Raw genomic sequence first — 24,688 nt, 5'->3', positions numbered from 1 at the left:
TGCGTGCCATAGGCGGGAAAGGTGTGACGGATCACGGCTTACCGGGGATTTATCGGGGCTAAAAAGAGATGTTGAATCCGAAGAATGTGCCCACGCACAGGGCATGCGCGCTTATAAACGGTGCACAGTTTTTGTATACATAGGGAAATAGCGGACCGCTGCACGGTTAATCGCGAGCGGTCGCGCTCCCACATTGACCCGGTCGATTTCGGGTGCAGCGCAAACTTGTGGGAGCGCGCCAGCCCTCAGAGGGGCTGGCGGTACAAGATCAGCTCAGTTCAATGCGATCGGCATGAATGACAATCTGGCCACTCTTGTACAACGCACCGATGGCCTTTTTGAAGTTGCCTTTGCTGACACCGAACATACTGGTGATAACGGTCGGATCGCTCTTGTCGCTGACCGGCAGACTGCCGTTGTTTTCACGCAACTTGGCGAGGATCTTCGAGTTCAGGCTGGTAGCCGCTTCCTGGCCAACCGGTTGCAGGCTCAGGCTGATCTTGCCGTCGGCACGAACTTCCTTGATGAAGCCCTTCTCTTCTTTGCCGGCCCGCATGAACTTGAAGATTTCGTTCTTGTGGATCAAGCCCCAGTGCTTGTTGTTGATGATTGCCTTGAAGCCCATGTCGGTGGCTTCGGCAACCAGAAGGTCAACTTCCTGGCCAGGTGTGTAGTTGGCTGGCGTCTTGTCCAGGTAGCGGTCCAGACGCGCCGTCGCGGTGATGCGGCGGGTGTGCTTGTCGAGGTAGACATGCACCACGGTGTATTCGCCGGCGGTCATCTGGCGCTTTTCTTCGGAATACGGCAGCAACAGATCCTTGGGCAGGCCCCAATCCAGGAATACACCGATGCTATTGACTTCAACAACTTTCAAACTGGCAAATTCACCGACTTGAACTTTCGGCTTTTCAGTAGTTGCGATGAGTTTGTCATCGCTGTCCAAATAAACAAATACGTTGAGCCAGTCTTCATCTTCGCTGGGAATATCTTTTGGAATATAACGGTTCGGCAAAAGAATCTCGCCGTCCGCGCCACCGTCCAGATATAAACCGAAGTTAGTGTGTTTAACCACTTGCAAACTGTTGTAACGCCCGACTAAAGCCATGTCCAATACCCTCATTACGTGGCGGCATTCTACCCGGTTTTGCGGGCCACGTTCGGTGACCGGCCCGGTGGCGGGTGAAAAACCTTCCCGGGCCTTGTTTTTTCCGGGTTTTGCTCACACCGCTGGCCGCTCGTCTGACCAACCCGACGACTTTCGTCGGTGCTCGCAACGCAGAAGAAGCGACTTTTCATAGGTCTGTTTTTATTTAAAACAGCGACTTAGGGGAAATACACCCACCCTATTCCACACATTAATTCGCCTCTGCCTCGAATCGCCTACGGGATATTTGCCAAGCAAATTGCAGGTATTTCCTGTACGATGCCTGGCCAAGTTAATTTTCTACAGGTTAATGGCCGCCATGCGCGTAAAAGCATCCAACAGCAAAGCAAAGCCAGCTCCAGCCGTCGAAACCAGCGAATCGATCAACAGCCAGATCGCTGCATTTTTGAAGTCCGGCGGTGAAATCCAGCAAATTGCCAAAGGCGTCAGCGGCCAGACGTTCGGCCCGTCCAAGCAGATCACGCTGGGCAAGAAGTAAACACCCCGCGTCATCTGGTCCCTGGGCGCTTTGAGCTTCGAAGCGCCTGGACTGGAACCCTCGCTACAACATCCCCGAACAGCTCATTCTCGTAAAAATCGACGAACGGCCCTCGATCGCTGTCATTCGTCGGTATCCTTGCACGCGTCTAGATCAAGCGTTTCAGCAGGCCAAACCGCCCGCACTCGCTGTTCATGGAGTGACGCATGCTCAAATCCTCCTGCTTATCGTTACTCATTGCCGGTGGCCTGTTGGCCTGCCCCCTCGCCTACGCGCAAGTTTTTCAGCGCGAGCTGGGGGACTTCGACCTCAAGCTTGGCACCAGCCCCAGTCGCAGCATGGCCCAGGGCTTGGTCAAACCCTCTGCGGCAGGTTCGTTCCATGGCGGCCTGGACCTGACGCATGACAGCGGCTTCTACTTCGGCCAATGGTCACCCAGCATGGGCATCAGTCCGGGGAAGAACCTCGAAATCGATTCCTACGCAGGCTTTAAACAACCCTTCGACCAAACCCTCGGTTACGAAGTGGGCATCATTCATTACAGCTACCCCGAAGTGGACACCCTCGACAGTCAGGAGCTGTTCGGCGGCCTGACCTTGCTGGGCAGCCGTTTCGGCGTTGCCTTGAGCAATGACCCGGACAAACAGAACAACACGCTGTTCGCCGACCTCAGCGGCAATCAGCCCTTCGGCATCGGTATCAGCATGAAGTACACCACCCACCAGTTGAATACACCGGTGGCGGTGGACGGCGGTTACGTAGGCAGTTTCACCGATTGGTCGGTGAAATTGTCCCGACCGTTCATGGGCATCGACCTTAACCTGATCTACAGCGACTCCAGCCTCAGCGGCAGCTATTGTTCAGCCTATTCAGGACACAACAGCCAATGCGACGGGCTCGTCACCCTCAAGGCCGAACGCACCTTCTATTGATCGGCTGAACTGCCGGCCTCATCCTGCGTTCACATGAGAATCAGACCCCGAAGCCAGGCCTTCGCAAGGATTCGCCCATGTCTCGCTGGTTTAAATACATCGCCTTTGTGCTCATGTTCAGCCTCACCCTCGGCGCGTGCAGCCGCATGGGCCTGGCCTATCGCAATCTTGACGTGATCATCCCCTGGACGCTCAACGACTACCTGGACATGAATGGCGAGCAAAAGGGTTGGTTCAATGAACGCCTCAAGGAGCACTTGAGCTGGCATTGCACCACGCAAATGCCCGGTTACCTCGACTGGCTGGACCGCTTGCAACAAATGGTCGCCAGTAATCAGGTCACCGATGCCGCGCTACAGGCCCGCGCCAGTGAAGCCAAACAGGCGATCGCCGAAACTGCACGGGAGATCACGCCGTCAGCGGTGGAGTTGCTGCAAGGCCTGGATGACAAGCAGGTCGCGGAGATGAACGAGGCCTTCGCCAAAGACCAGCGCAAGCGACAGGAGCAATACCTTAAACCGTCCCTCGAGCAGCAGATCAAGGAACGTGGCGAGCGCATGGAAAAACGCTTGGGTGATTGGCTTGGTCCGTTGAACGCCACTCAGCATGAGCGCGTCGTGGCATGGTCGAATGCCTTGGGCGACCAGAACACTCAGTGGATCGCCAATCGTGTCCACTGGCAGAAGCAGTTCAGCGCAGCAGTTGCGCAACGACACAGCCCGGAATTCCCACAACGCATCGAGACGCTTCTGGTTGAACGCGAGCGTTTATGGACACCGGAATATCGTCAAGCCTTCGCCAAAACCGAGGCACAGGCGCGTTCGCTGTTCGTTGACTTGATGGCAGAAAGTACACCGGAGCAACGCCAGCGTTTGCAGACAAAGATTGAAGGGGTGAAGAAGGATTTCAGTGATCTGAAATGCCTTAAAGCGGTTAAGCGGGGTTGAACATCAAAGATCGCAGCCTGCGGCAGTTCCTACAGGAGGGCTCTGCCGCAGGGTGAGATTTTTGTTCAGGCAATCTGCGCTTTCGAAGCCACTTCGTCGAAGGTCAGCTCATCCAGCGCATCCTCTTGCTCGTCCAGCACCTGTCGCGGATGGTCATTGCCCGGAATGCTGCTGTCGATCAGGCTCAATAAACTTGAGCCCCTGGGCGTCAGAATGTAGTTGGAACCGGTCCCGCCCTGCTCTTCTGGCCGAGGCTCAATGTAGCCCCGCTCCAGCAGTAACTTTTCGTACTCACCCGCGACCGCTTTCAGATGATCCAGATTCTCTGTTTCCTCACCTTCCGCGGTTTTTTCCGCCACATATTGCTCAGCATAAGGCCGTGGCGTGAAGCTGGCTTCGCCGCGCTGCACTTCATGCAACAGGCGCTCGATCAAATCCCAGTTATAAGTCGTCATCCTGCAACCTCCGGTGCCCGTGAGTGAGGGCCTTCATAGGTTGTGACCGGCAACACCGGCAGCCGTTCAGCCGAGGTTTTTACGGTGACCGACCAGCGGTATGTCGAATAGCGGGCAAGTCAAACGACTAGGCTGTGTAAGTCGACTCCCAGCCCCACGCAGGAGAAACCCGCATGAACATTCAGAATCATCCCGTCGTGTCCCGGGAAGAATGGCTCGCCGCTCGCAAACAGCATCTGGCCCACGAAAAAGCCTTCACCCGCGAACGAGACAAGCTCAGCGCCGAACGTCGCGCCCTGCCCTGGGTGAAAATCGACAAGGACTACCACTTCCAGGGCCCCAACGGCGAACTAAAGCTCGTCGACCTGTTCGGCGGCCGCAGTCAGTTGGTCATTTACCATTTCATGTTCGCCGAAGGTTGGGATGAGGGTTGCCCGGGATGCTCATTCCTTTCCGACCATATCGACGGTGCCAATCAGCATCTGGCCCACCATGACGTGGCAGTCGTGGCGGTTTCCCACGCGCCGTTTGCCGAATTCCAGGCATTCAAGCGACGCATGGGGTGGAAGTTTGATTGGGTTTCGTCAGAGGGTTGCGACTTCAACTACGACTTTGGCGTTTCGGCCAGAGCCGAAGATGTCGCTGCCGGAAAAGCGACCTACAACTACGAAAAAACTGACGGCTCCGAGGAAGAACTCCCGGGCTTGAGCGTGTTTTATCGCAACGAAAATGGCGACATTTTTCACACCTACTCGACCTATGCCCGTGGTCTGGACATGCTGGTAGGCGCCTACAACTACCTCGACTTGACGCCCAAGGGCCGCAATGAAGAGGAGATCATGGAGTGGGTGAAACATCACGACAAGTATGGTGACGCTGCCCCGGCAAGTTGCTGCCACGGCGGGTGAAAATGCCCCTGAACTTTTTTCACCTTTCAGGCCTCAACCAGTTAACCCGCCTTAACCGGAACTGAGGCCTGACACATGAAAACCCTGCTCAAACTCTCCCTCGCCGCCACACTCGCCTGCGCGCTGCCCGTCTGGGCCTGTACGCCGGAGGAGGCCACCGCCAAGCGCGAACAATTGGCCAAGGAAGTGACCAAGCTCACCGAACAGAACCCGGCGAAGGCCAAGGAGATCAACGATGAGTTGCAGAAGATGGACCTGGGTACCGCCGCGAAGGATCTGCCGGACAAGTGCCAGTTGATTGATCAGCGTTTGAAAGAGTTGGCAACGGCCGAGAAAAAAGCCGAAAGCTGATAAACGCTGCTCATAAAAAAACCGGACATTAGTCCGGTTTTTTTATGGGCGACTAAAACACTTATTCAGCCGCCGGCGCTTCCGGCTTGCGGCGCTTGAGCGGGGCCATGCCGTCCTTGCTGACCAGCGAATCGCTTTTCGGGCGATTGACGCTCTTGCGCTTGGTCGGGGTCTTGGCGACGGTTTTCTTCTTGTCGCCCTTGGCGTCGGTCTTTTTCTTCTTCACGCCGACAGCCTTGCCCGAAGCCTTGACCTTTTTCGGTCCGCCGTAGGCGCCTTTGACTTCCTTGATGGTACGACGCTCGAAGCTCTGCTTGAGGTAGCGCTCGATGCTCGACATCAGGTTCCAGTCGCCGTGGCAGATCAGCGAGATGGCCAGGCCATCGTTGCCGGCGCGACCGGTACGACCGATGCGGTGCACGTACTCGTCGCCACTGCGCGGCATGTCGAAGTTGATCACCAGGTCCAGGCCATCCACGTCCAGACCGCGAGCGGCAACGTCGGTGGCCACGAGGATCTTCACGCCGCCCTGCTTGAGGCGGTCGATCGCCAGCTTGCGATCCTTCTGGTCTTTCTCGCCGTGCAGCACGAACGCCTTGTATTCCTGCGCCACCAGACGACCGTAGATGCGGTCGGCCATGGCGCGAGTGTTGGTGAACACGATCGCTTTCTGGTAGGTCTCGTTGGCCAGCAACCAATTGACGATCTGTTCTTTGTGCTGATTGTGGTCAGCGGTGATGATTTGCTGACGGGTGGTTTCGTTCAGCTGGCTGACCGCGTTGAGCTGCAAGTGCTCAGGGTTGTTCAGGACCTTGGCGATCATTTCACGCAGGCCCGAACCACCGGTGGTGGCGGAGAACAGCATGGTTTGCTGACGGTTGGTGCATTCGTCGACCAGACGCTGAACGTCATCGGCGAAACCCATGTCGAGCATACGGTCGGCTTCGTCGAGCACCAGCACTTCAACTTCTTTCAAGTCGAGGTTGCCGGCGTTCAATTGCTCGATCATCCGGCCCGGAGTACCGATCAGGATGTCAGGCACCTTGCGCAGCATGGCGGCCTGGACCTTGAAGTCTTCACCGCCGGTGATCAGGCCGGACTTGATGAAGGTGAACTGCGAAAAGCGCTCAACTTCTTTCAACGTCTGCTGGGCCAGCTCACGGGTCGGCAGCAGGATCAGGGTCTTGATGCTGACGCGGATCTTGGCCGGGCCAATCAGGCGATTGAGGATCGGCAAAACGAATGCAGCGGTTTTGCCGCTACCGGTTTGCGCTGTCACCCGCAGGTCACGCCCTTGGAGCGCCAGCGGAATAGCCGCTGCTTGCACAGGCGTAGGCTCGACAAATTTAAGCTCGGCCACGGCTTTAAGCAGGCGTTCGTGCAGGGCGAATTCGGAAAACACGGGTGCTACCTCGAAGAAATACAAAAAAACAGCTGCATAGGGTACCGGTTTCGAGCGCCGAGGCCGAGTTTCTTTATGCAAACGACCGTAAACAGTGGCTTTTTTGTTGCCTGATTTGTCCCCGAAGGTAATACAAAGCGTCTTAAATGCTCTAATCGCCCTTCGCGCCTTACAGAAGAATCGTTTTTGACCATGGATATCAAACAGCTCTGGATCAATGTCCTGGACCTTTGGGGTGCCCTCGACCAACACCCGCTCGTGCATTCCAGCCTGTCGCTGCTGTTGCTGCTGACCATTGCCCTGTTCCTCGGACGGGTGGCGCGCTACCTGATTCTGCACGCCGCCAAAATGCTCAGCCGCCAGCCGGCATTGCACTGGATCAACGATTTTCTCCAGAACAAGGTATTTCATCGCCTCGCGCAGATAACGCCGTCACTGGTGATTCAGTTCGGCCTCAACCTGGTGCCGGACCTGAGCAAAACCAGCCTGAACTTTCTCGGCAATGTGGCCCTGGCCTTCACCTTCCTGTTCCTGCTGCTGGCGGTCAGCGCCCTGCTTAATGCGCTGTTGGACATCTATGCCCGCACCGAACACGCCCGCACTCGCTCGATCAAGGGTTACGTGCAACTGACGAAAATGGTCTTGTACGTGTTTGGCGCGATCATCATCGTCGCCACGCTGATCGACCGCTCGCCGCTGTTGCTGCTGTCAGGTCTGGGTGCGATGTCGGCGGTGATTCTATTGGTCTACAAGGACACCCTGCTGTCGTTCGTCGCCAGCGTGCAGCTGACCAGCAACGACATGTTGCGGGTCGGTGACTGGATCGAAATGCCGCAGGTTGGTGCCGATGGCGATGTGGTGGACATCACCCTGCACACAGTCAAAGTGCAGAATTTCGACAAGACCATCGTGTCCATCCCGACCTGGCGCCTGATGTCCGAGTCGTTCAAGAACTGGCGCGGCATGCAGGCGTCCGGCGGCCGCCGGATCAAGCGCAGCCTGTATATCGACGCCAGCGGTGTGCGGTTTCTGCGTGATGAAGAAGAGCAGAAACTTTCGCAAGTCCATCTGCTCACGGACTACATGACACGCAAACACGCCGAGCTCAAAGCGTGGAACGAAGCCCAGGGCAACGTCGCCGCGCTGTCGGCTAACCGCCGACGGATGACCAACATCGGTACGTTCCGCGCCTATGCGCTGGCGTATCTGAAAAGCCACGCGGAGATCCAGCCAAACATGACCTGCATGGTCCGGCAGATGCAGACCACCGCACAGGGTATTCCGCTGGAAATCTATTGCTTTACCCGGACCACGGCGTGGGCCGATTACGAGCGGATTCAGGGGGATATTTTCGATTACCTGCTGGCGGTGCTGCCGGAGTTTGGCTTGAGCCTGTATCAGCAGCCGAGCGGTACCGATTTGCGTGCGGGGCTGTTGCCGGCGGTGCTTGGCGCGAGCCACCTCCCCGAACCCGAAAAGCGCCTGATGTAACAGCACAAAAACCTGTAGGAGCCGGGCTTGCCCGCGATGAGGGAGTGTCAGCAACAGGTTCGTTGACTGGTACTCCGCTATCGCGGGCAAGCCCAGCTCCTACAGGGATTGCGGCCGTTCAGTAATATTGATTATTTCACCTGCCGCTGCGGTGCCTTGTGCACCATGGTGTAGGCGTAATCGACGCCCATGCCGTACGCGCCGCTGTGCTCCAGCACCAACGCCATCACTGCTTCGTAAGTGTCTTTGTGCGCCCAGTCACGCTGGTATTCGAGCAACACTTGCTGCCAGGTCACCGGCACTGCGCCCGCCTGAATCATCCGTTGCACCGACATATCATGTGCTTCCTTGGTGGTACCGCCGGAAGCGTCGGTGACGATGTACACCTCGTAGCCTTCAGCCAGAGCTTCCAGTGCCGGGAAGGTCAGGCAGACCTCGGTCCACAGCGCGGCAATGATCAGCTTCTTGCGACCGGTGGCTTTCACCGCGTCAACCAGTGCCTTGTCTTCCCAGGAGTTCATCGATGTGCGTTCGATCGGCTTTTGATCCGGGTGCACCGCCAGCAACTCCGGCCAGATGTAACCGCTGAAGCTTTCGGTTTCGACCGAGGTGTAGATGGTCGGCACGTTGAAGATCTTCGCCGCCTTGGCCAGGCCCACGGTGTTGTTCTTCAAGGTCTGACGGTCGATCGACTGCACGCCGAAAGCCATTTGCGGCTGGTGGTCGATCAGGATCAGGGCGGAGTTGGTTGGGTTGAGCAGTTCACGAATAGACATGGCGCGTTCCTTTTGATGTCGATATTTCGAATGGGTAATGGGTTAGTCGACGTTGCCTTCAGCGGCGTTGTCGTCGGCTTGGATGTCACTTTAGGGGCTAGCGATAAAAGGGACAATTACCTAAAATTGAGAATCATTGATTCTAAAATAGGGACAATATGGATCGCATCGAATGCATGCGCGCCTTCGTCGTCACGGTCGGCGAGAACGGCTTCGCCGCAGCCGCCCGGGCCATGGACGTGCCGCGCTCGAAAGTCAGCAAACAGATTCAGGCGCTGGAAGAAGCCATCGGCGTGCAGTTGCTGCAACGCACCACCCGCAGCCTGCACCTGACCGAAGCCGGAGCCGAGTATTTCGAAGCGGCACGGGAAGTGTTGGCGGCGCTGGACGAGGCCGAGCAGCGAGCCCGTGACGGCATCGGCGAGTTACGCGGTGTGTTGCGGGTCAATGCGCCGATGTCGTTCGGTCTTCGGCGGCTGGGGCCGTTGATCCCGCTGTTTCATGAACAGCACCCGAATATCGAATTGCAACTGGTGCTCAGCGACCAGCAGGTCGACCCGGTGCGAGGTGGCTTTGACGTCACGATCCGCATCGCCAGCATGCCCGACTCGACGATGATCGCCCGGCAACTGGCGCCCGCACCGCGCATCATGGTGGCGTCCCCCGGTTATCTCGAGCGTGCAGGCGTCCCGCAGACTCCGCAGGATCTGCGCGCCCATCAATGCCTCAACTACGGGTATCTGCAGAGCGGTGTCAGCCTGCAACTGTGCAATGGCAAGGAAACCCAGCGGGTGACCGTGACCGGCCCCTTGCACGCCAACAACGGCGACCTGCTCGCCCAGGCCGCCGAAGCTGGCATGGGCATCGCCCTGCTGCCCGACTTCATCGTTGAGGATGCACTGGCGGCCGGCCGATTGGTGCCGGTGTTGTGCGAATGGCAGGCTCCGGCAATCACCATCAATGCGGTCTATTCGTCAGCGCGGCGGGTGCCGCAGAAGACCCGAGCGTTTATCGAGTTTCTGCTGGAGCAGCTGGCGCCGAATTGATTTTCGAAGATCACCCAATCTATTGTGGGAGCGGGCTTGCTCGCTCCCACAGGGTTCAGCGTGCCACCAACGACGGGCGTACACCCAACCGGCTGATCCACACCGCCATCAAAATCACCGACCCACCCAGCAGCAATCGCCCCAACTCTTCATGCTGATTCCAGATCAACAGATTGATCAGCAACCCCACTGGCACATGCAGGTTGTTCATCACCGCCAGCGTCCCGCCATTGACCAGGCACGCGCCTTTGTTCCACCAGTACAGCCCCAATGCGGTCGAAACGAGGCCGAGGAACAGCAGCACGCCCCACTGCAGCGGCGCTTCGGGCAGAAAGTTCTGTTTGCCGAATAACAGGAATGCCGGCAATGCCACGGCCAGGGCTCCGAGATAGAAGTAACCGAAGCGTCGGTAATGCGGAAGATCGCTCGGGTGGCGCGCGACCATATGCTTATAGAGCACCTGCCCGGCGGCATAGGTGAAGTTGGCCAATTGCAGCAGCAGGAAGCCCATGAAGAAATCCGGATTGATCCGGTCGAAGCGAATCACCGCCGCGCCCGCCACCGCCACCAGTGCGGCGACCAACGCCCAGGGATTGAAGCGACGGTTCAGCGCATCTTCAATCAGGGTCACGTGCAAGGGCGTGAGGATGGTGAATAGCAGCACTTCCGGTACCGTCAACACGCGAAAGCTCAGGTACAGGCAGACGTAGGTCACGCCGAACTGCAGCGCGCCGATCAGCAACATGCCGCGCATGAACGCCGGCTCGACCGAGCGCCATCGCGTCAGCGGAATGAACACCAGCCCCGCCAGCAGCACGCGCACCAGCACGGCGAAGTAGCTGTCGACATGACCGGCCAGGTATTCACCGATCAAACTGAAGGAAAACGCCTGGATCAGCGTGACAAAAAGTAGATAGCCCATGCTCGCCTCGTTTTGAATGGCGGCGACGATAGCGGGTTTTGCCTCTTATCGCGAGACGCCCACAACACTGTAGGAGCTGCCGCAAGCTGCGATCTTTTGATATTGCTTTTTTAAGGTCAAAAGATCGCAGCCTGCGGCAGCTCCTACACAGGTATAAAACGCAGGCAAAAAAAAGCCCGATCTCGCTAAAGCGTTCAATCGGGCTACAGCACTCAGGAGCAATAAGTGCAAAGGGAGGTTCGATGCGCGTACAGGCTTGAAGGGTTGCGCCAAGTCACTAGACCATCCAGTGATTATCTGGCGATTAACGGGTCAGGCCACTTGCGAAAGCTTGGCGTTGGCCTGGTTCAGGCCCTTCTCCTGGAAATCGCCGCCCAGGTTCATGCCTTCCGCGTGAATGAACGTCACGTCGTGGATACCAATGAAGCCCATGACCTGACGCAGGTACGGTTCCTGATGATCCGCCGTGCTACCGGCGTAGATGCCGCCGCGAGCCGTCAGCACGTAGGCGCGCTTACCGCTGAGCAGACCTTGAGGCCCGGTTTCGGTGTACTTGAAGGTCACGCCGGCACGCAGCACATGGTCGAGCCAGGCCTTGAGCGTGCTTGGAATTGCAAAGTTGTACATCGGCGCAGCCATCACCAGGACGTCGGCGGCCAGCAGCTCGTCGGTCAACTGGTTGGAGCGTTCCAGGGACACCTGTTCGATGTCACTGCGCTGCTCGGCGGGTTTCATCCAGCCACCCAGCAGGTTGATGTCCAGGTGCGGCACCGGGTTGACGGCCAGGTCACGCACGGTGATTTGATCCTGCGGATGGGCGGCTTGCCACTGGCTGATGAAGGTCTGGGTCAGTTGACGGGAAACCGAGTCTTGCTGACGGGCACTGCTTTCAATGATCAGAACGCGGGACATGGGGTGTAGCCTCCATCTGAGAATGCTGTAAGTCGATGGAGTGAAGGTTAAACAGAGTCATATCGATGAAAAAGCGCAAATAACTGCTACAACCCATCAATAAATTCGTTTATAAGCGGAGCATGCCCGTCAGGTTTGCTCCGTTTGTTTTATTTCGGGGTGCAGATCAACTCGATACGCAGCTTGATGATGTTGCGGTTGAACTTGGCGGTGGCGCTTTTGTGCTTGCCGGCCGGCACATCGATCTTGCGGGTTCGTGGTGCTTCCGGGCCATTGCTGAACACCGCCTTGCAGCTCGCGTCGACGTCGCCATAGTTGGCCACCCGAATGGAGCCGATATCGCTATCGGTGTCGAAGGTTTCGTAATCGATCTTCAGGCCGTTGAGGTCTTTTTTCACATCGATCGGGTACGCCATCGCCGTCAGTGGCAGCAGCGCCAGCAACACACAACACATTTTTTTCATTCAGCAGTCTCCAATAAGAACTGCCAGCTTAGGACAAGAGGAGCCCCTCATGAAAGCGCCCCGCGTGACCCTTGATCAATGGCGAACGCTTCAAGCCGTGGTCGACCACGGTGGTTTCGCCCAGGCCGCCGAAGCGCTGCATCGCTCGCAATCGTCTGTCAGCTACACCGTAGCGCGGATGCAGGACCAACTCGGCGTGCCGCTGCTGCGCATCGACGGGCGCAAAGCGGTGCTGACCGAAGCCGGTGGCGTGTTGCTGCGCCGGTCCCGGCAACTGGTGAAACAGGCCAGCCAACTGGAAGACCTGGCCCATCACATGGAGCAAGGCTGGGAAGCTGAAGTGCGGTTAGTGGTGGACGCTGCTTACCCCAGCGCCCGCCTCGTGCGCGCCTTGACCGCGTTCATGCCACAAAGCCGTGGCTGCCGCGTGCGCCTGCGCGAAGAAGTGTTGTCGGGCGTGGAAGAAGTGCTGCTTGAAGGTGTGGCCGACCTGGCCATCACCGGTTTCAGCATTCCCGGTTATCTCGGTGCGGAACTGAGCGATGTCGAATTCGTCGCAGTCGCCCACCCGGAACATCCCCTGCATCGCCTCAACCGTGAACTGAATTTCCAGGACCTGGAAAGCCACATGCAAGTGGTTATCCGCGACTCCGGTCGCCAGCAACCACGGGACGTCGGTTGGCTCGGCGCTGAGCAACGCTGGACCGTCGGCAGCCTGGCCACCGCCGCGACCTTTGTCGGCAGCGGCCTGGGCTTCGCCTGGCTGCCAAGGCACATGATCGAGCGGGAACTCAGGGAAGGCACGCTCAAGCTGCTACCTTTGGATCAGGGCGGCAGCCGTAACCCGAGTTTTTACTTGTACTCGAACAAGGACAAACCCCTGGGACCTGCAACGCAGATTCTCGTCGAACTGCTGCGCACCTTCGACACCGCACCACTGGACGCACCGTTCGCCGCCCCTGAACAAGCCTGACACGGAGTGTATGCATGGCCTATTTCGAACACGAAGGTTGCAACCTGCACTATGAGGAATATGGCCACGGCACGCCGTTGCTGCTGGTCCACGGTCTGGGGTCGAGCACCCTGGACTGGGAAAAACAGATCCCCGCGCTGGCTGCGCGCTACCGGGTAATCGTCCCTGATGTGCGCGGCCACGGCCGCTCCGACAAACCCCGCGAACGCTACAGCATCGCCGGCTTCAGCGCTGACCTGATCGCCCTGATGGAGCATCTGAACCTTGGCCCGACACATTACGTAGGACTTTCCATGGGCGGCATGATCGGCTTTCAACTGGGTGTCGATCAGCCCAACCTGCTCAAGAGCCTGTGCATCGTCAACAGCGCGCCCGAGGTCAAGTTACGCAGTCGCGACGACTACTGGCAGTGGTTCAAACGCTGGAGCCTGATGCGCGCCCTCAGTCTGCGCACCATCGGCAAAGCCCTGGGTGGCAAACTGTTCCCCAAACCCGAGCAGGCGGATTTGCGACAAAAGATGGCTGAGCGCTGGGCAAAAAACGACAAACATGCTTATCTCGCCAGCTTCGATGCCATTGTCGGCTGGGGCGTTCAGGAACGACTTTCGAAGGTCACCTGTCCAACCCTGATCGTCAGCGCCGATCGCGACTACACGCCGGTCTCGCTGAAGGAAAACTACGTAAGACTGCTGCCGAATGCGCGGTTGGCAGTGATCGCCGATTCGCGTCACGCCACCCCACTGGACCAGCCCGAACTCTTCAACCAAACACTGCTCGAATTCCTCACCGCAGTCGACACCAACACACTCAGGATCACTGACCCATGCTGAAAAAAATCGCCCTCGCCGCTGGCTCCGTACTGTTTGCCGCCAACCTGATGGCGGCAACGCCTGCCAAGGCGCCACATGTTTTGCTGGAAACCACCAACGGCCAGATCGAAATCGAACTGGACCCGGTCAAGGCCCCGATCAGTACCAAGAACTTCCTTGAGTACGTCGACAGCGGTTTCTACAACAACACGATTTTCCACCGAGTCATCCCGGGCTTCATGGTCCAGGGCGGCGGTTTTACCCAACAAATGCAGCAAAAAGACACCAAGGCGCCGATCAAGAACGAGCACAACAACGGCTTGGTCAACGTCCGTGGCACCTTGTCCATGGCCCGTACCTCGGTGCCTGATTCGGCCACCAGCCAGTTCTTCATCAACGTCAAGGACAACGATTTCCTCGACCAGGGTGATGGCTACGCGGTGTTCGGCAAAGTGGTCAAAGGCATGGACGTGGTCGACATCATCGTCAATTCGTCAACCACCAGTCGCGGCGGCATGAAGGATGTACCGGCCGACCCGGTGTTCATCAAGTCGGCCAAGCGCATCGACTGAGACTAAGCTGGACAAGGATGTCCGAGCCGTTGCCGGTGTTACCGGCAACGCTCAATCCGTTTAAAGGAGAGCCCGGTCCCGGGCGAAAAACCGATGCTTTATCGCCGTTTTGAAAAACTGATCGACATCTTCCGCGACGCCCCGACAGCCGCTCCACCGGACCGCGTCCTGCCCTTCTACACCTATTACCTCAAGCAGGTCTGGCCGAGCTTCGCCGCCCTGCTGATCGTCGGCCTCTTCGGCGCGCTGATCGAAGTGGCGCTGTTCAGCTATCTGAGCCGCATCATCGACCTCGCCCAAGGCACGCCCAACGCTGATTTTTTCAAGGTTCACGGCCTGGAACTGGCCTGGATGGTGGTGGTTGCACTGGTCCTGCGCCCGGTGTTCGTCGGCCTGCATGACTTGCTGGTGCACCAGACCCTGAGCCCCAGCATGACCAGCCTGATCCGCTGGCAAAACCACAGCTACGTGCTCAAACAGAGCCTGAATTTCTTCCAGAACGATTTTGCCGGGCGCATCGCCCAACGCATCATGCAAACCGGCAACTCGCTGCGTGATTCCGCTGTGCAAGCGGTGGACGCGCTCTGGTACGTGCTGATCTACGCCATCAGTTCACTGGTGCTGTTCGCCGAAGCCGACTGGCGCCTGATGATCCCGCTGCTGACCTGGATCGCGGCCTTCATCAGTGCCCTTTACTACTTCGTGCCACGGGTCAAGGAACGGTCAGTCGTGTCCTCCGACGCGCGCTCCAAGCTCATGGGGCGGATCGTTGATGGCTACACCAACATCACCACGCTCAAGCTGTTTGCCCACACCAATTTCGAGCAGCAATACGCCCGCGAAGCGATCAAGGAACAAACCGAAAAAGCCCAACTGGCCGGCCGTGTCGTCACCAGCATGGACGTGGTCATCACCAGCATGAACGGCCTGCTGATCGTCGGTACCACCGGCCTGGCCCTGTGGTTGTGGACGCAGTCGCTGATCAGCGTGGGCGCCATTGCATTGGCCACCGGGCTGGTGATCCGTATCGTCAACATGTCTGGCTGGATCATGTGGGTGGTCACCGGCATTTTCGAAAACATCGGCATGGTTCAGGACGGCCTGCAGAGCATCTCGCAACCGGTCAGCGTCACCGACCGCGACCAGGCCAAACCCTTGGCCGTAGCTCGTGGTGAAGTGCGTTTCGAAGACGTGGATTTCCACTACGGCAAACAGAGCGGGATCATCGGCGGCCTCAACCTGACCATCAAGCCCGGTGAGAAGATCGGCTTGATCGGTCCGTCGGGCGCGGGCAAATCGACGTTGGTCAATCTGCTGCTGCGTCTCTATGACGTGGAGGGCGGGAAGATTCTCATCGACGGCCAGAACATTGCCGACGTCAGCCAGGAAAGCCTGCGCGAGCGGATCGGCATGATCACTCAAGACACGTCCCTGTTGCATCGCTCGATCCGCGACAACCTGCTTTACGGTAAACCCGACGCCACCGATCCCGAACTCTGGGAAGCGGTCCACAAGGCGCGGGCTGACGGATTCATCCCGAGCCTGTCGGACGCGGAAGGCCGCATCGGTTTCGACGCCCACGTCGGTGAACGCGGGGTGAAACTTTCGGGTGGCCAGCGTCAGCGCATCGCCATCGCTCGCGTACTGCTCAAGGACGCGCCGATCCTGATCATGGACGAAGCCACGTCGGCACTGGATTCGGAAGTCGAAGCGGCGATCCAGGAAAGCCTCGAAACCCTGATGCAGGGCAAAACCGTCATCGCCATCGCCCACCGGCTCTCGACCATCGCCCGTATGGACCGGTTGGTGGTGCTGGAAAACGGCAAGATCGCCGAAACCGGCAGCCACGCCGAACTGCTGGCGCAAGGCGGCTTGTATGCACGGCTGTGGCAGCATCAGACAGGCGGGTTTGTCGGGATTGATTGATCCCCTGAACAACACCCATTCCCTGCAGGAACGAGCCGGCTCGCGATAGCGGTGAGTCAGACAACAGATACTTCTTCATCGCGAGCACTCGCTACAGATGTCGAGTGATGCCTAAAAAGCCGAAAAGACCGCCAGGCCCCGTTAACAGCGGGGGCTGGCGGTTTTTTATGTCTGCTGGAATTCTGAAAAAACCATGCTGTACTTACTTCAACGTTCTGGAGATGGTTCTGCAGTCCATCGGCTGGATGCTCAAGGCTGCATAATCTCGAAAGGGCACTCTCCTATGTCTCTGTTAAAACGTTCGGCGACTGAGTTGGTAGGTACTTTCTGGCTGGTATTGGGTGGTTGTGGCAGTGCAGTGCTGGCCGCTGCATTCCCTGATGTCGGTATCGGTTTGCTGGGGGTATCCCTGGCGTTTGGCTTGACGGTACTGACCATGGCATTCGCCATTGGCCATATTTCCGGTTGTCACCTCAATCCGGCGGTGTCATTGGGATTGGTGGTTGGCGGACGTTTCCCGTCCAGGGAACTGCCGGCCTACATCATTGCGCAGGTCATTGGCGGTGTGATTGCAGCCGCCCTGCTGTACTTCATTGCCAGCGGCAAACCCGGTTTCGAGCTGGCGGGAGGCCTGGCGTCCAACGGCTTCGGCGAACATTCCCCTGGCGGCTATTCAATGGCGGCGGGGTTTGTCTGTGAGCTGGTGATGACCGCCATGTTCATCCTGATCATCCTTGGCGCCACCGACAATCGTGCGCCTGCGGGGCTTGCGCCGATCGCCATCGGCCTGGCCTTGACCCTGATCCACCTGATTTCAATTCCGGTCACCAATACCTCGGTCAACCCGGCGCGCAGCACCGGCCCGGCGCTGATCGTCGGCGGTTGGGCGATCCAGCAATTGTGGATGTTCTGGGTTGCGCCGCTACTCGGCGCAGTCGTCGGCGGTGTGCTTTATCGCTGGTTGGGCAAGGAAGAGACCTGACCGGGCACCGCGAGGATCAGCCTTGCCGGTAAGGCAAGGCTGTCCTTGCCTCGTCTGCGTAGGCTAATACCCCCATTCGCTCTTGCTGCAAAAAATCCTTCACGGCTGCTTTCAATCCCGGATGACGCAAGTAATGCCAGGAGTGCGTGATGACTGGCTCGAACCCGCGAATCAACTTGTGCTCGCCCTGCGCGCCGGCATCGAACCGCTGGAAGCCATGGGCAATCGCGTAATCCATGCCTTGATAAAAACAGGTCTCGAAATGCAGGCGATCGAACTCCGCCAGGCAACCCCAGTAACGGCCATAAAAACTGTCGCCGCCCACCAGACTGAAGGCCATCGCCACCGGCCGTGAGCCTTGTTTGGCCAGCACCACGCGGATCGATTGCGGCATGCGCTCGGCCAGAAGACTGAAGAACTCCCGCGTCAAATAAGGCGCTTGCCTACGCACCGCGTAGGTATTGGCGTAGCAGGCGTAAACAAAATCCCACTGCGCCTGCGTCAACTCTCGACCTTCCAGCCACTCGAAATCAAACCCCTGCCCCGCCACCTGCTCGCGCTCTTTGCGCATCTGTTTGCGCTTGCGTGAACTCAGTACATCAAGGAAATCCTGGAAGTCACGGTAACCGCGGTTTTGCCAGTGATACTGGCAGCCAACACGCTGCAGCCAGCCTGGTTGTTCCGCCAATGCAGCATCGGTAAACGGGTCGGTGAAGTTGATGTGCGCACTGGAAAGTTGTTCGATTTCCAGATAGCCCGGCAGACTTTTCAATAGCTCGAAGCCATCCTCGACCCGGGCTGCCAGTAACCGTGGACCGCTGACCGGACTAAACGGAACGGCAGTCAAAAGCTTAGGGTAGTAATCAATCCCGGCACGTTCGCAAGCGTCGGCCCAGGCGTGATCGAAAACGTACTCACCATAGGAATGCCACTTGCGGTAACTGGGCAATGCAGCGACCAGTCGATCCCCTTCGATATGCAGCAAATGCTCGGGTTGCCAGCCGGAATGAGGCCCGACACTGCCGCTGTCTTCCAGCGCACTGAGGAACGCGTGAGACAAAAACGGTTGGGTCTCTGGCACCAGTGCATCCCACGTTTGCGGGGCAATTTGCGACAGACTTTGCAGGCATTGCAACGGCATCACCGTCCTCTCTCATTCATGGCGTGAAAGCTTCGCGAGTATCGCTTATCGCCATCCATTGCACACGATCAATTCGACGACAGCGCTCTAGATCAATAGTTCGCGAGAGCTTTGTATCGTCATCGACATGCCATCACATTGCCACTGCACTGTCATAAACCATCGCGATACTGGCGCCTGTTTTTAGAGCGTCGGGTTCTAACCCGGCCACTGTTTTCCGTCCATCAATGGTCGGTTGTGTCCTGGATGGCTCAGCCATCCACTCTCATCTTCGGAGATTGATATGCGTCTTGCTTCCACGAAAACTGCGGCAGCCTTGTGTGGCGGTCTGTTGCTGGCCATGAGTGTTCCAGCCAGCGCCGCAGTCGACGCCAAACTGCTCGACATGCTCAAGGCAAACGGCTCGATTACCAACGCGCAGTACAGCGAACTGCAAGCGGAGCTGGCCCGGGATCAGAAAGATCAGCAGATCGCCCGTCAGGCTCAACAAGAGACCAACGAGCAGATCGCCGCAACCGCGAAGAAAACCAATGAGTTGAGCACCTTCGACCAGAAACTGGCGTGGGCTGCCAAGACTCAGTTCAAGGGTGACGTGCGCTTCCGTCAGGAAAACGTCCACAACGATGGCGTTTCGAACAACAAAGACCAGGATCGCCAGCGCATTCGTGCCCGCCTGGGTGCCTATACCGAGATCAACCCGCAAGTCGACACCGGTATTCGTATCGCCACCGGCAACAACGACGATGCGCGTTCCACCAACCAGAGCCTGGACAACTACTTCGACAAGAAGCAGATCTGGCTGGACCAGGGTTACGTCGACTACCACCCCGATGCCATCAAGAACCTGCACATCGTTGGCGGCAAGATGCCGCAGCAATGGGTGAGCATGGGCGACGTGATCTGGGATAGCGACATCAGCCCGGAAGGCCTGTCCCTCTCGTACAAGTACCCGCTGAGCGGCAGCACCGAGCTGTTCGGTAGCGCCGGTCACTACACCCTCAAGGACAACGTCGACGGCGACGGCGTGCAGTTCAAGCACGACCTGCGTCTGTACGCCGGTCAGTTGGGCGCACGCTTTGGCATCACCGACAACCTGAAACTGACCTTGGGCGGCAGCGTCTACGGTTACGACAACGATGACGACATCACCCCGGGCGGCACCACCATCCCGGCCGCACTGGCCGTCAACGGCAACAGCCCGAACGAGCAGTTCAAACTGTTCGAAGGTTTTGGTCAGCTCGACATCGGTGGCCTGCCAATGCCGCTCTCGCTGTACGGTCAGTACGTCAACAACGACGATGCCAGCAACGATCAGGATACGGCCTGGCTGGCCGGTGTGAAGACCAAGGTCTACGGCTTCGCCATCGACTACAACTACCGCGATGTGCAGCGTAACGCAGTGGTGGGTGCCTTCACCGACTCCGACTTCGCCAACGGCTTTACCGGTTCGCGTGGCAGCAAGTTGAAAGTGAGCTACGAGTTGGACAAGAACTTCAACCTCGGCGCGACGTACTTCATGGCGACCTCGGACTACACCAACGCCAACCTGAAAGACTCCGACATCAACACTCTGCAACTGGATGCTGAAGCGAAGTTCTAACGAAGCAGCAAGAAGCAGCGGCAAGCTTCAAGCTGCTTCTATTCAGCCTGGCGTTGGTCTGGCGGTCCCCATCATCCGTCCGCCGGACCAACGCGAGTCTGTGTTACCCGCCTTGCGCCATTCCCCGTCGTATCAGCGACGATCTTCGACCCGCGACTGGCTCTTGCTCCAGTCGGTCAACAGGCTGTACGCCACCGCCAGCAACGTCGGGCCAATGAACAGGCCGATGAAGCCAAAGGCAATCAACCCGCCGAACACTCCCAGCAACACAATCACCAGCGGCAAGTTACCGCCACGACTGATCAGGTAAGGCTTGAGCACGTTGTCCACGCCACTGATGATGAAGGTGCCCCAGATGCCGAGGAAAATCGCCATCCCGTATTCACCCTTCCAGGCCAGCCACGCCGTGGCCGGAACCCATACCAGCGGTGGGCCCATGGGAATCAGGCTGAGCAGGAATGTGACGATGCCCAGTACCAGGGCACCCGGCACACCGGCAATCAGGAAACCGATCAACGCCAGTACCGCCTGGGCCGCTGCGGTACCGATCACACCGTTCACGACCCGCTGCACGGTACCTGCCACCAACTCGATGTAGTACCCGGCGCGCTTGCCGATCAGACGTTCCAGCAAGCCATGAACAAACGCCGCCAGCCGTGGCCCGTCGCGATAGAAAAAGAACACGAAGACGATACTCAAGGTCAGCTCGAGAATTCCGCTACCAATTTGCGCACTGCGCGCCAGCAACCAGTTGCCGACCTGACCGAAGTAAGGCTTGAGCGACACCATCATCGCCGCGCCCTGCTGATCGACACTGTTCCAGATCCCCACCAGTCGCCCGCCCACCAGCGGAATGCCGCCCAGCCAGGCCGGCGCTTCCGGCAGACCATCGACCTGCACATCCTTGATGAAGGCCGTGGCGTCACGCACATGGTCCGCCAGATTGAAACCCAGCCACACCAACGGCGCCGCTACCAGCACCATCCAGCCCACGGTCAATAAAGCTGCCGCCAAGGATTCGCGGCCATTGAGCCATCGGGTCAGCAAACGCATCAACGGCCAGCTGGCGAACGCCAACACCGCGCCCCAGAACAACGCCGACCAGAACGGCGCCATCACCCAGAAGCTCGCGCCAAACAGCACCAGGAGCAGGATCTGCACCAACAGGCGATCGTTATTGATCATCTAGAGTCTCGAGAAAATCAGTCATAAACAGAGTAGGCGAACGCGACGCGCGCGTTCGCCGGATAAAGCCTAGCGCAATAGCTCGATGTGCAGGCCAGAGCCTTCGACACTGCCCGTTTCCAGACGTGCCGCCCGCACACCCTGACCGATCAGCGCTTGCCGCCAGGCTTCGGCGTTTGGCCCGGAAAGACTCGTCCGCAGTGTCGTGTCCAGATTCAGGCCACGAGAGATCAGACGCAGCCAGGTGTCGTCCGGAGCATCGGTGAGTTTGGGGAAGTCGAGTTCGCCGGTGCTTTTGAGTTCACGCAGCAAGGTCGCCGACGTCGGCAGCAAATCCCCCAGCGGCGCGGCGGCTTCAAACTGCTCTACGTGCAAATAGGCTTTGCGATTGCCGCGGGTGATGCTGTAAAGCGCGACCAAGGTGTTGTCATGGGGGGCCGCCAGACGCAACAACAGGTACGCCTGTTCATTGTCAGAACCATACAGTTTGGCGTTGCCGAAGACCTCGTTGGCCCACAGGCTGCTTTCACCGCAATCGCGGGCCTGGCACCAGAACAGCAGCTGAGCGTCCTGCTTCTGCAAGGCTTCGCGGGCGGCGGTGAAGGCTTGTGTCGCGGAATGCTCCGGTGGCAGCTCATAGGTCACCGACGTGGCATTGCCACGAGCGCTGACCTGACCATCAAAGCGCAACTGGCCGCTGATCTTGCGGATCGAACCCAGCGGATAAATTCGTTCGAGTTCGACGGCCGGGCGATAGTCGACGATCTGCGCATCGACCATACGCGGCACGATCGGCAGGTCCTGGCTGCCGGGCACATCGGCGGCAAACGACAAACAACTGAAACTACACAGCGCCAGCAAACTGAGGGAACGCATGGATAGACTCATCGGATCAGCATGGCCTGGGCACCCTTGACGACACTGGCATCATCGGAGCGCTGCGGCACCAGCAAACCACGCTGCACGGCGGGACGCGCCTCCAGGGTCGACATCCAGCGTTGCAACGCGGTCAGACCGTCCACCGAAACACCGGACCACTCATAGCCTCGCACCCACGGGAAAGTCGCGATGTCGGCGATGCTGTAGTCGCCGGCGAGGAATTCTTCGGTTTGCAGGCGGGTGTCGAGGACTTCGTAAAGGCGACGGGTTTCGTGCTGATAGCGGTCGATGGCGCCCTGCAGCTTTTCCGGAAAGTAGCGGAAAAACACGTTGGCCTGGCCCTGCATCGGACCGATACCCCCCATCTGGAACATCAGCCACTGCAATACTACCGAGCGCCCCTTGGGGTCGGCGGGCAACAATTTGCCGGTCATTTCAGCGAGGTAAATCAGGATGGCGCCGGATTCGAACACGGCAAAATCACCATTGGCGCGATCGACAATCGCCGGAATCCGGCCATTGGGGTTGATCTTGAGGAAGTCCTCGGACTTCTGTTCCTTCTTGTCGAAACTCAGGGCATGCACCGTGTAGGGCAGGCCGAGTTCCTCGAGCACGATAGAGACCTTGTGGCCATTCGGGGTCGCAGCGGTGTACAGATCTATCATGGTTGTCTCCCATTTCAACCCGCCCAGCCTCGACAGTTGCCCGGTGCAAGTCAAGGAATGGCGAAGAACCGATTGAAACAGTCTGCGACAAGGTCGGCACCGGGCTCGTCATTCAGGTGCAAATGATGGCCGCCTGGCAGCTGTTCACGGCTAAAGGGTAGACGCTCCAGCAATTCGGGATGCTTGGCGAGCATGCCATCGGCAGCCACCACCAGTTTTGCAGGACAACTGACCCGCTTGACGAAGGCCATGGCCTGTTCCGTTGTAAGACGCAGCGGCGATGGCAACGTCAGGCGGTTGTCGGTGCGCCAGGTGTAGCCGCCCGGCACCGGCATCAGGCCACGTTGGGCCAACAGCTCGGCGGCTTCGCGACTGACCGCCACCAGACCTTTCATTCGCGCCTCGATGGCACGGTCCAGGGTGTCGTAGACCGGTTTGCGTTTTTCCCGCAGGTCCAGCTGCGCTTGCAGGGCCATGCCCATGCGTTCGGCAGCATTTTCGCCCTTGTCGGTAGGAGGAATGACGCCATCGATCAATGCCAGGTGGGTGACACGTTCCGGCAACGATCCGGCAATGATCAGCGAAGCAATCGCGCCCATGGAGTGGCCAAGCAGCGCGAATCGCTTCAGGCCCAGTTGTTCGGCAACTTGCAGGACGTCGTGGGCGTAGTCCCACATGGCATAGCCGGCACCCGGCGGGCGATGCCCAGAGTGCCCATGCCCAGCCATGTCCAGGGCAATAATGCGCAGGCCTTTGAGCTTGGGGGCCAGGCGGGCAAAGCTGTTGGCATTATCCAGCCAGCCGTGCAGGGCAATCACCGGCACACCGTCTTCGGGGCCGAACAAATGTGCAGCCAACTCGATGTGCGGAAGGCTCAGGCGGACTTCTTCAACGACGCTGTTCATGCGCAATCCTGCTGGCGACCGTCCCAGCGGCTGAACAGGTTTTTCAGCAGCGAGGCCGTGTCCTGCGGACGTTCGAGGGGAAACATGTGGCCACCGGGCATCGACAACGATTCACCCAACGGCATGCGCCCGACCGAACTGGCGTGATGGCGCATCACCACTCGGCTCTTGTGCCCGCGCACCACCGCCAGCGGCACCTTCAACTGCCGCGTGCTGCCCGGGCTGGTGTGGGGCACGCCACGGTAGATGCTGATTTCCGTGGCAGGATCGAAACGCAGGCGCAGTTTGTCGCCGACCTTGTGCAAACCATGTTGCAGGTAGGCGTCGAAACATTCTGGATCGAAGCTGCGAAACAGGGTCTTGCCCGCGAAATAGCGCCGGGCGCTTTCAAGATCGGCGAACTCTTCACGACGGCCCAAGGTACGGCCGGCCGGGGTCAGGCGATCAATGAAGCCGAAACGTTTGGCCGCGCGGATGACCCATTGATCGGTACGGGTCAACACCGGGGAATCGAGCATCACCACGCCGCGATACAGTTCAGGGCAACGCAATGCCGCGTGCAAATGCAACACGCCGCCAAACGAATGGCCAACGCCCCACACCGGTTCGGCCTGCTGTTGCAGGTGATGAATCAACTCATCCACCAGGTTGTACCAGTTGTCGTCCGCCGGGAAACGCGGGTCATGGGCATGCTGCTCCAGATGCGTCACCTGATACTCGGGTGCCAGCGCCGCGAACAATTTGCCGTAGGTGCCCGAAGGGAAACCATTGGCGTGGGCGAAAAATATCTGTTGCGACATAC

The 24,688-nt window shown here is 58.5% G+C and carries 25 protein-coding genes and 1 pseudogene; 13 read left to right on the top strand and 13 right to left on the bottom strand.

Features of this window, described 5'->3' with window-relative positions; genetic code table 11:
- Window positions 1–268: 268 nt before the first annotated feature.
- Window positions 269–1,105: a CvfB family protein gene (locus KVG88_RS10905; protein ID WP_150704387.1), complete on the bottom strand. Its 837-nt coding sequence runs from the start codon at window positions 1,103–1,105 to the stop codon at window positions 269–271.
- A gap of 349 nt (window positions 1,106–1,454) precedes the next feature.
- On the opposite strand from KVG88_RS10905, the gene KVG88_RS10900 reads away from it, so the two are divergent.
- The 3 genes from KVG88_RS10900 to KVG88_RS10890 all read left to right on the top strand — a co-directional run bounded on the left by KVG88_RS10900 (window position 1,455) and on the right by KVG88_RS10890 (window position 3,522).
- Window positions 1,455–1,643, top strand: coding sequence for a PFL_1563 family small protein (locus KVG88_RS10900; protein WP_172668627.1), 189 nt, complete (start codon window positions 1,455–1,457; stop codon window positions 1,641–1,643).
- 206 nt (window positions 1,644–1,849) lie between these two features.
- On the top strand, window positions 1,850–2,575 hold the full coding sequence (locus tag KVG88_RS10895) for a TorF family putative porin (RefSeq protein ID WP_150704386.1): 726 nt from the start codon (window positions 1,850–1,852) through the stop codon (window positions 2,573–2,575).
- A gap of 77 nt (window positions 2,576–2,652) precedes the next feature.
- On the top strand, window positions 2,653–3,522 hold the full coding sequence (locus KVG88_RS10890) for a DUF6279 family lipoprotein (RefSeq protein ID WP_150704385.1): 870 nt from the start codon (window positions 2,653–2,655) through the stop codon (window positions 3,520–3,522).
- A gap of 65 nt (window positions 3,523–3,587) precedes the next feature.
- Here the strand turns inward: KVG88_RS10890 and KVG88_RS10885 are convergent, their stop codons facing one another.
- Window positions 3,588–3,977, bottom strand: coding sequence for a transcriptional regulator (locus KVG88_RS10885; protein WP_150704384.1), 390 nt, complete (start codon window positions 3,975–3,977; stop codon window positions 3,588–3,590).
- A gap of 173 nt (window positions 3,978–4,150) precedes the next feature.
- On the opposite strand from KVG88_RS10885, the gene KVG88_RS10880 reads away from it, so the two are divergent.
- A complete protein-coding gene (locus KVG88_RS10880; RefSeq protein WP_217871340.1) occupies window positions 4,151–4,885 on the top strand; it encodes a DUF899 domain-containing protein in 735 nt (244 codons plus the stop codon).
- 75 nt (window positions 4,886–4,960) lie between these two features.
- Window positions 4,961–5,236: a hypothetical protein gene (locus tag KVG88_RS10875; RefSeq protein ID WP_150704382.1), complete on the top strand. Its 276-nt coding sequence runs from the start codon at window positions 4,961–4,963 to the stop codon at window positions 5,234–5,236.
- Window positions 5,237–5,297: 61 nt separating this feature from the next.
- Here the strand turns inward: KVG88_RS10875 and KVG88_RS10870 are convergent, their stop codons facing one another.
- Window positions 5,298–6,638 carry a DEAD/DEAH box helicase gene (locus tag KVG88_RS10870; protein WP_150704381.1) on the bottom strand — a complete coding sequence of 447 codons (1,341 nt, stop codon included), beginning with the start codon at window positions 6,636–6,638 and terminating at the stop codon, window positions 5,298–5,300.
- Between the two features lie 192 nt (window positions 6,639–6,830).
- On the opposite strand from KVG88_RS10870, the gene KVG88_RS10865 reads away from it, so the two are divergent.
- Window positions 6,831–8,129: a mechanosensitive ion channel family protein gene (locus KVG88_RS10865; RefSeq protein ID WP_150704380.1), complete on the top strand. Its 1,299-nt coding sequence runs from the start codon at window positions 6,831–6,833 to the stop codon at window positions 8,127–8,129.
- Between the two features lie 131 nt (window positions 8,130–8,260).
- On the opposite strand, the gene KVG88_RS10860 is transcribed toward KVG88_RS10865, so the two are convergent.
- On the bottom strand, window positions 8,261–8,905 hold the full coding sequence (locus tag KVG88_RS10860; RefSeq protein WP_150704379.1) for a hydrolase: 645 nt from the start codon (window positions 8,903–8,905) through the stop codon (window positions 8,261–8,263).
- Between the two features lie 158 nt (window positions 8,906–9,063).
- On the opposite strand from KVG88_RS10860, the gene KVG88_RS10855 reads away from it, so the two are divergent.
- On the top strand, window positions 9,064–9,951 hold the full coding sequence (locus tag KVG88_RS10855) for a LysR family transcriptional regulator (RefSeq protein ID WP_217871339.1): 888 nt from the start codon (window positions 9,064–9,066) through the stop codon (window positions 9,949–9,951).
- A gap of 55 nt (window positions 9,952–10,006) precedes the next feature.
- Here the strand turns inward: KVG88_RS10855 and KVG88_RS10850 are convergent, their stop codons facing one another.
- From KVG88_RS10850 to KVG88_RS10840, 3 genes are all read right to left on the bottom strand, one after another.
- Entirely contained in the window at window positions 10,007–10,873 is an 867-nt protein-coding gene (locus tag KVG88_RS10850) for a carboxylate/amino acid/amine transporter (RefSeq protein WP_217871338.1), read from the bottom strand.
- A gap of 312 nt (window positions 10,874–11,185) precedes the next feature.
- Entirely contained in the window at window positions 11,186–11,785 is a 600-nt protein-coding gene (locus KVG88_RS10845) for an FMN-dependent NADH-azoreductase (RefSeq protein WP_150704376.1), read from the bottom strand.
- A gap of 149 nt (window positions 11,786–11,934) precedes the next feature.
- Window positions 11,935–12,249, bottom strand: coding sequence for a 3-phosphoglycerate kinase (locus KVG88_RS10840; RefSeq protein ID WP_150704375.1), 315 nt, complete (start codon window positions 12,247–12,249; stop codon window positions 11,935–11,937).
- A 49-nt stretch (window positions 12,250–12,298) separates the two neighbouring features.
- Between KVG88_RS10840 and KVG88_RS10835 the strand changes: the two genes are divergently transcribed.
- The 5 genes and pseudogenes from KVG88_RS10835 (at window position 12,299) to aqpZ (ending at window position 17,511) form a co-directional block, all read left to right on the top strand.
- Window positions 12,299–13,222 (top strand): PA3225 family LysR-type transcriptional regulator, encoded by a 924-nt coding sequence (locus KVG88_RS10835; RefSeq protein ID WP_150704374.1) that lies wholly within the window; start codon window positions 12,299–12,301, stop codon window positions 13,220–13,222.
- A gap of 14 nt (window positions 13,223–13,236) precedes the next feature.
- A pseudogene (locus KVG88_RS10830) lies at window positions 13,237–14,042 on the top strand (alpha/beta fold hydrolase).
- A 3-nt stretch (window positions 14,043–14,045) separates the two neighbouring features.
- On the top strand, window positions 14,046–14,603 hold the full coding sequence (locus KVG88_RS10825) for a peptidylprolyl isomerase (RefSeq protein WP_150704372.1): 558 nt from the start codon (window positions 14,046–14,048) through the stop codon (window positions 14,601–14,603).
- A 93-nt stretch (window positions 14,604–14,696) separates the two neighbouring features.
- Window positions 14,697–16,529, top strand: coding sequence for an ABC transporter ATP-binding protein (locus KVG88_RS10820; protein WP_217871337.1), 1,833 nt, complete (start codon window positions 14,697–14,699; stop codon window positions 16,527–16,529).
- A 283-nt stretch (window positions 16,530–16,812) separates the two neighbouring features.
- Complete coding sequence (gene aqpZ / locus KVG88_RS10815) at window positions 16,813–17,511, top strand: aquaporin Z (RefSeq protein ID WP_150704370.1); 699 nt, start codon at window positions 16,813–16,815, stop codon at window positions 17,509–17,511.
- A 16-nt stretch (window positions 17,512–17,527) separates the two neighbouring features.
- Here the strand turns inward: aqpZ and KVG88_RS10810 are convergent, their stop codons facing one another.
- The gene (locus tag KVG88_RS10810; RefSeq protein ID WP_217871336.1) at window positions 17,528–18,652 is read right to left on the bottom strand and encodes a GNAT family N-acetyltransferase; all 1,125 of its coding nucleotides are present in this window, start codon (window positions 18,650–18,652) and stop codon (window positions 17,528–17,530) included.
- Between the two features lie 283 nt (window positions 18,653–18,935).
- On the opposite strand from KVG88_RS10810, the gene KVG88_RS10805 reads away from it, so the two are divergent.
- Window positions 18,936–20,252 carry a putative porin gene (locus tag KVG88_RS10805; protein ID WP_150704368.1) on the top strand — a complete coding sequence of 439 codons (1,317 nt, stop codon included), beginning with the start codon at window positions 18,936–18,938 and terminating at the stop codon, window positions 20,250–20,252.
- Window positions 20,253–20,384: 132 nt separating this feature from the next.
- Here KVG88_RS10805 and KVG88_RS10800 read toward each other — a convergent pair whose 3' ends face one another.
- From KVG88_RS10800 to KVG88_RS10780, 5 genes are all read right to left on the bottom strand, one after another.
- Window positions 20,385–21,437 (bottom strand): AI-2E family transporter, encoded by a 1,053-nt coding sequence (locus tag KVG88_RS10800; protein ID WP_150704367.1) that lies wholly within the window; start codon window positions 21,435–21,437, stop codon window positions 20,385–20,387.
- 69 nt (window positions 21,438–21,506) lie between these two features.
- Entirely contained in the window at window positions 21,507–22,313 is an 807-nt protein-coding gene (locus KVG88_RS10795; RefSeq protein ID WP_150704366.1) for a DUF4892 domain-containing protein, read from the bottom strand.
- Between the two features lie 8 nt (window positions 22,314–22,321).
- A complete protein-coding gene (locus KVG88_RS10790) occupies window positions 22,322–22,981 on the bottom strand; it encodes a glutathione S-transferase family protein (protein WP_217871335.1) in 660 nt (219 codons plus the stop codon).
- A gap of 50 nt (window positions 22,982–23,031) precedes the next feature.
- Window positions 23,032–23,886, bottom strand: a complete 855-nt coding sequence (locus KVG88_RS10785; RefSeq protein ID WP_217871334.1) for an alpha/beta hydrolase — start codon at window positions 23,884–23,886, stop codon at window positions 23,032–23,034.
- Entirely contained in the window at window positions 23,883–24,686 is an 804-nt protein-coding gene (locus tag KVG88_RS10780; RefSeq protein ID WP_150704363.1) for an alpha/beta fold hydrolase, read from the bottom strand. The genes KVG88_RS10785 and KVG88_RS10780 overlap by 4 nt, the downstream gene beginning before the upstream one ends.
- Window positions 24,687–24,688: the final 2 nt, after the last annotated feature.

Source organism: Pseudomonas azerbaijanoccidentalis (genome assembly GCF_019145495.1).
Classification (GTDB): Bacteria; Pseudomonadota; Gammaproteobacteria; order Pseudomonadales; family Pseudomonadaceae; genus Aquipseudomonas; species Aquipseudomonas azerbaijanoccidentalis.
This window is presented reverse-complemented; position numbering and strand designations above follow the sequence as displayed.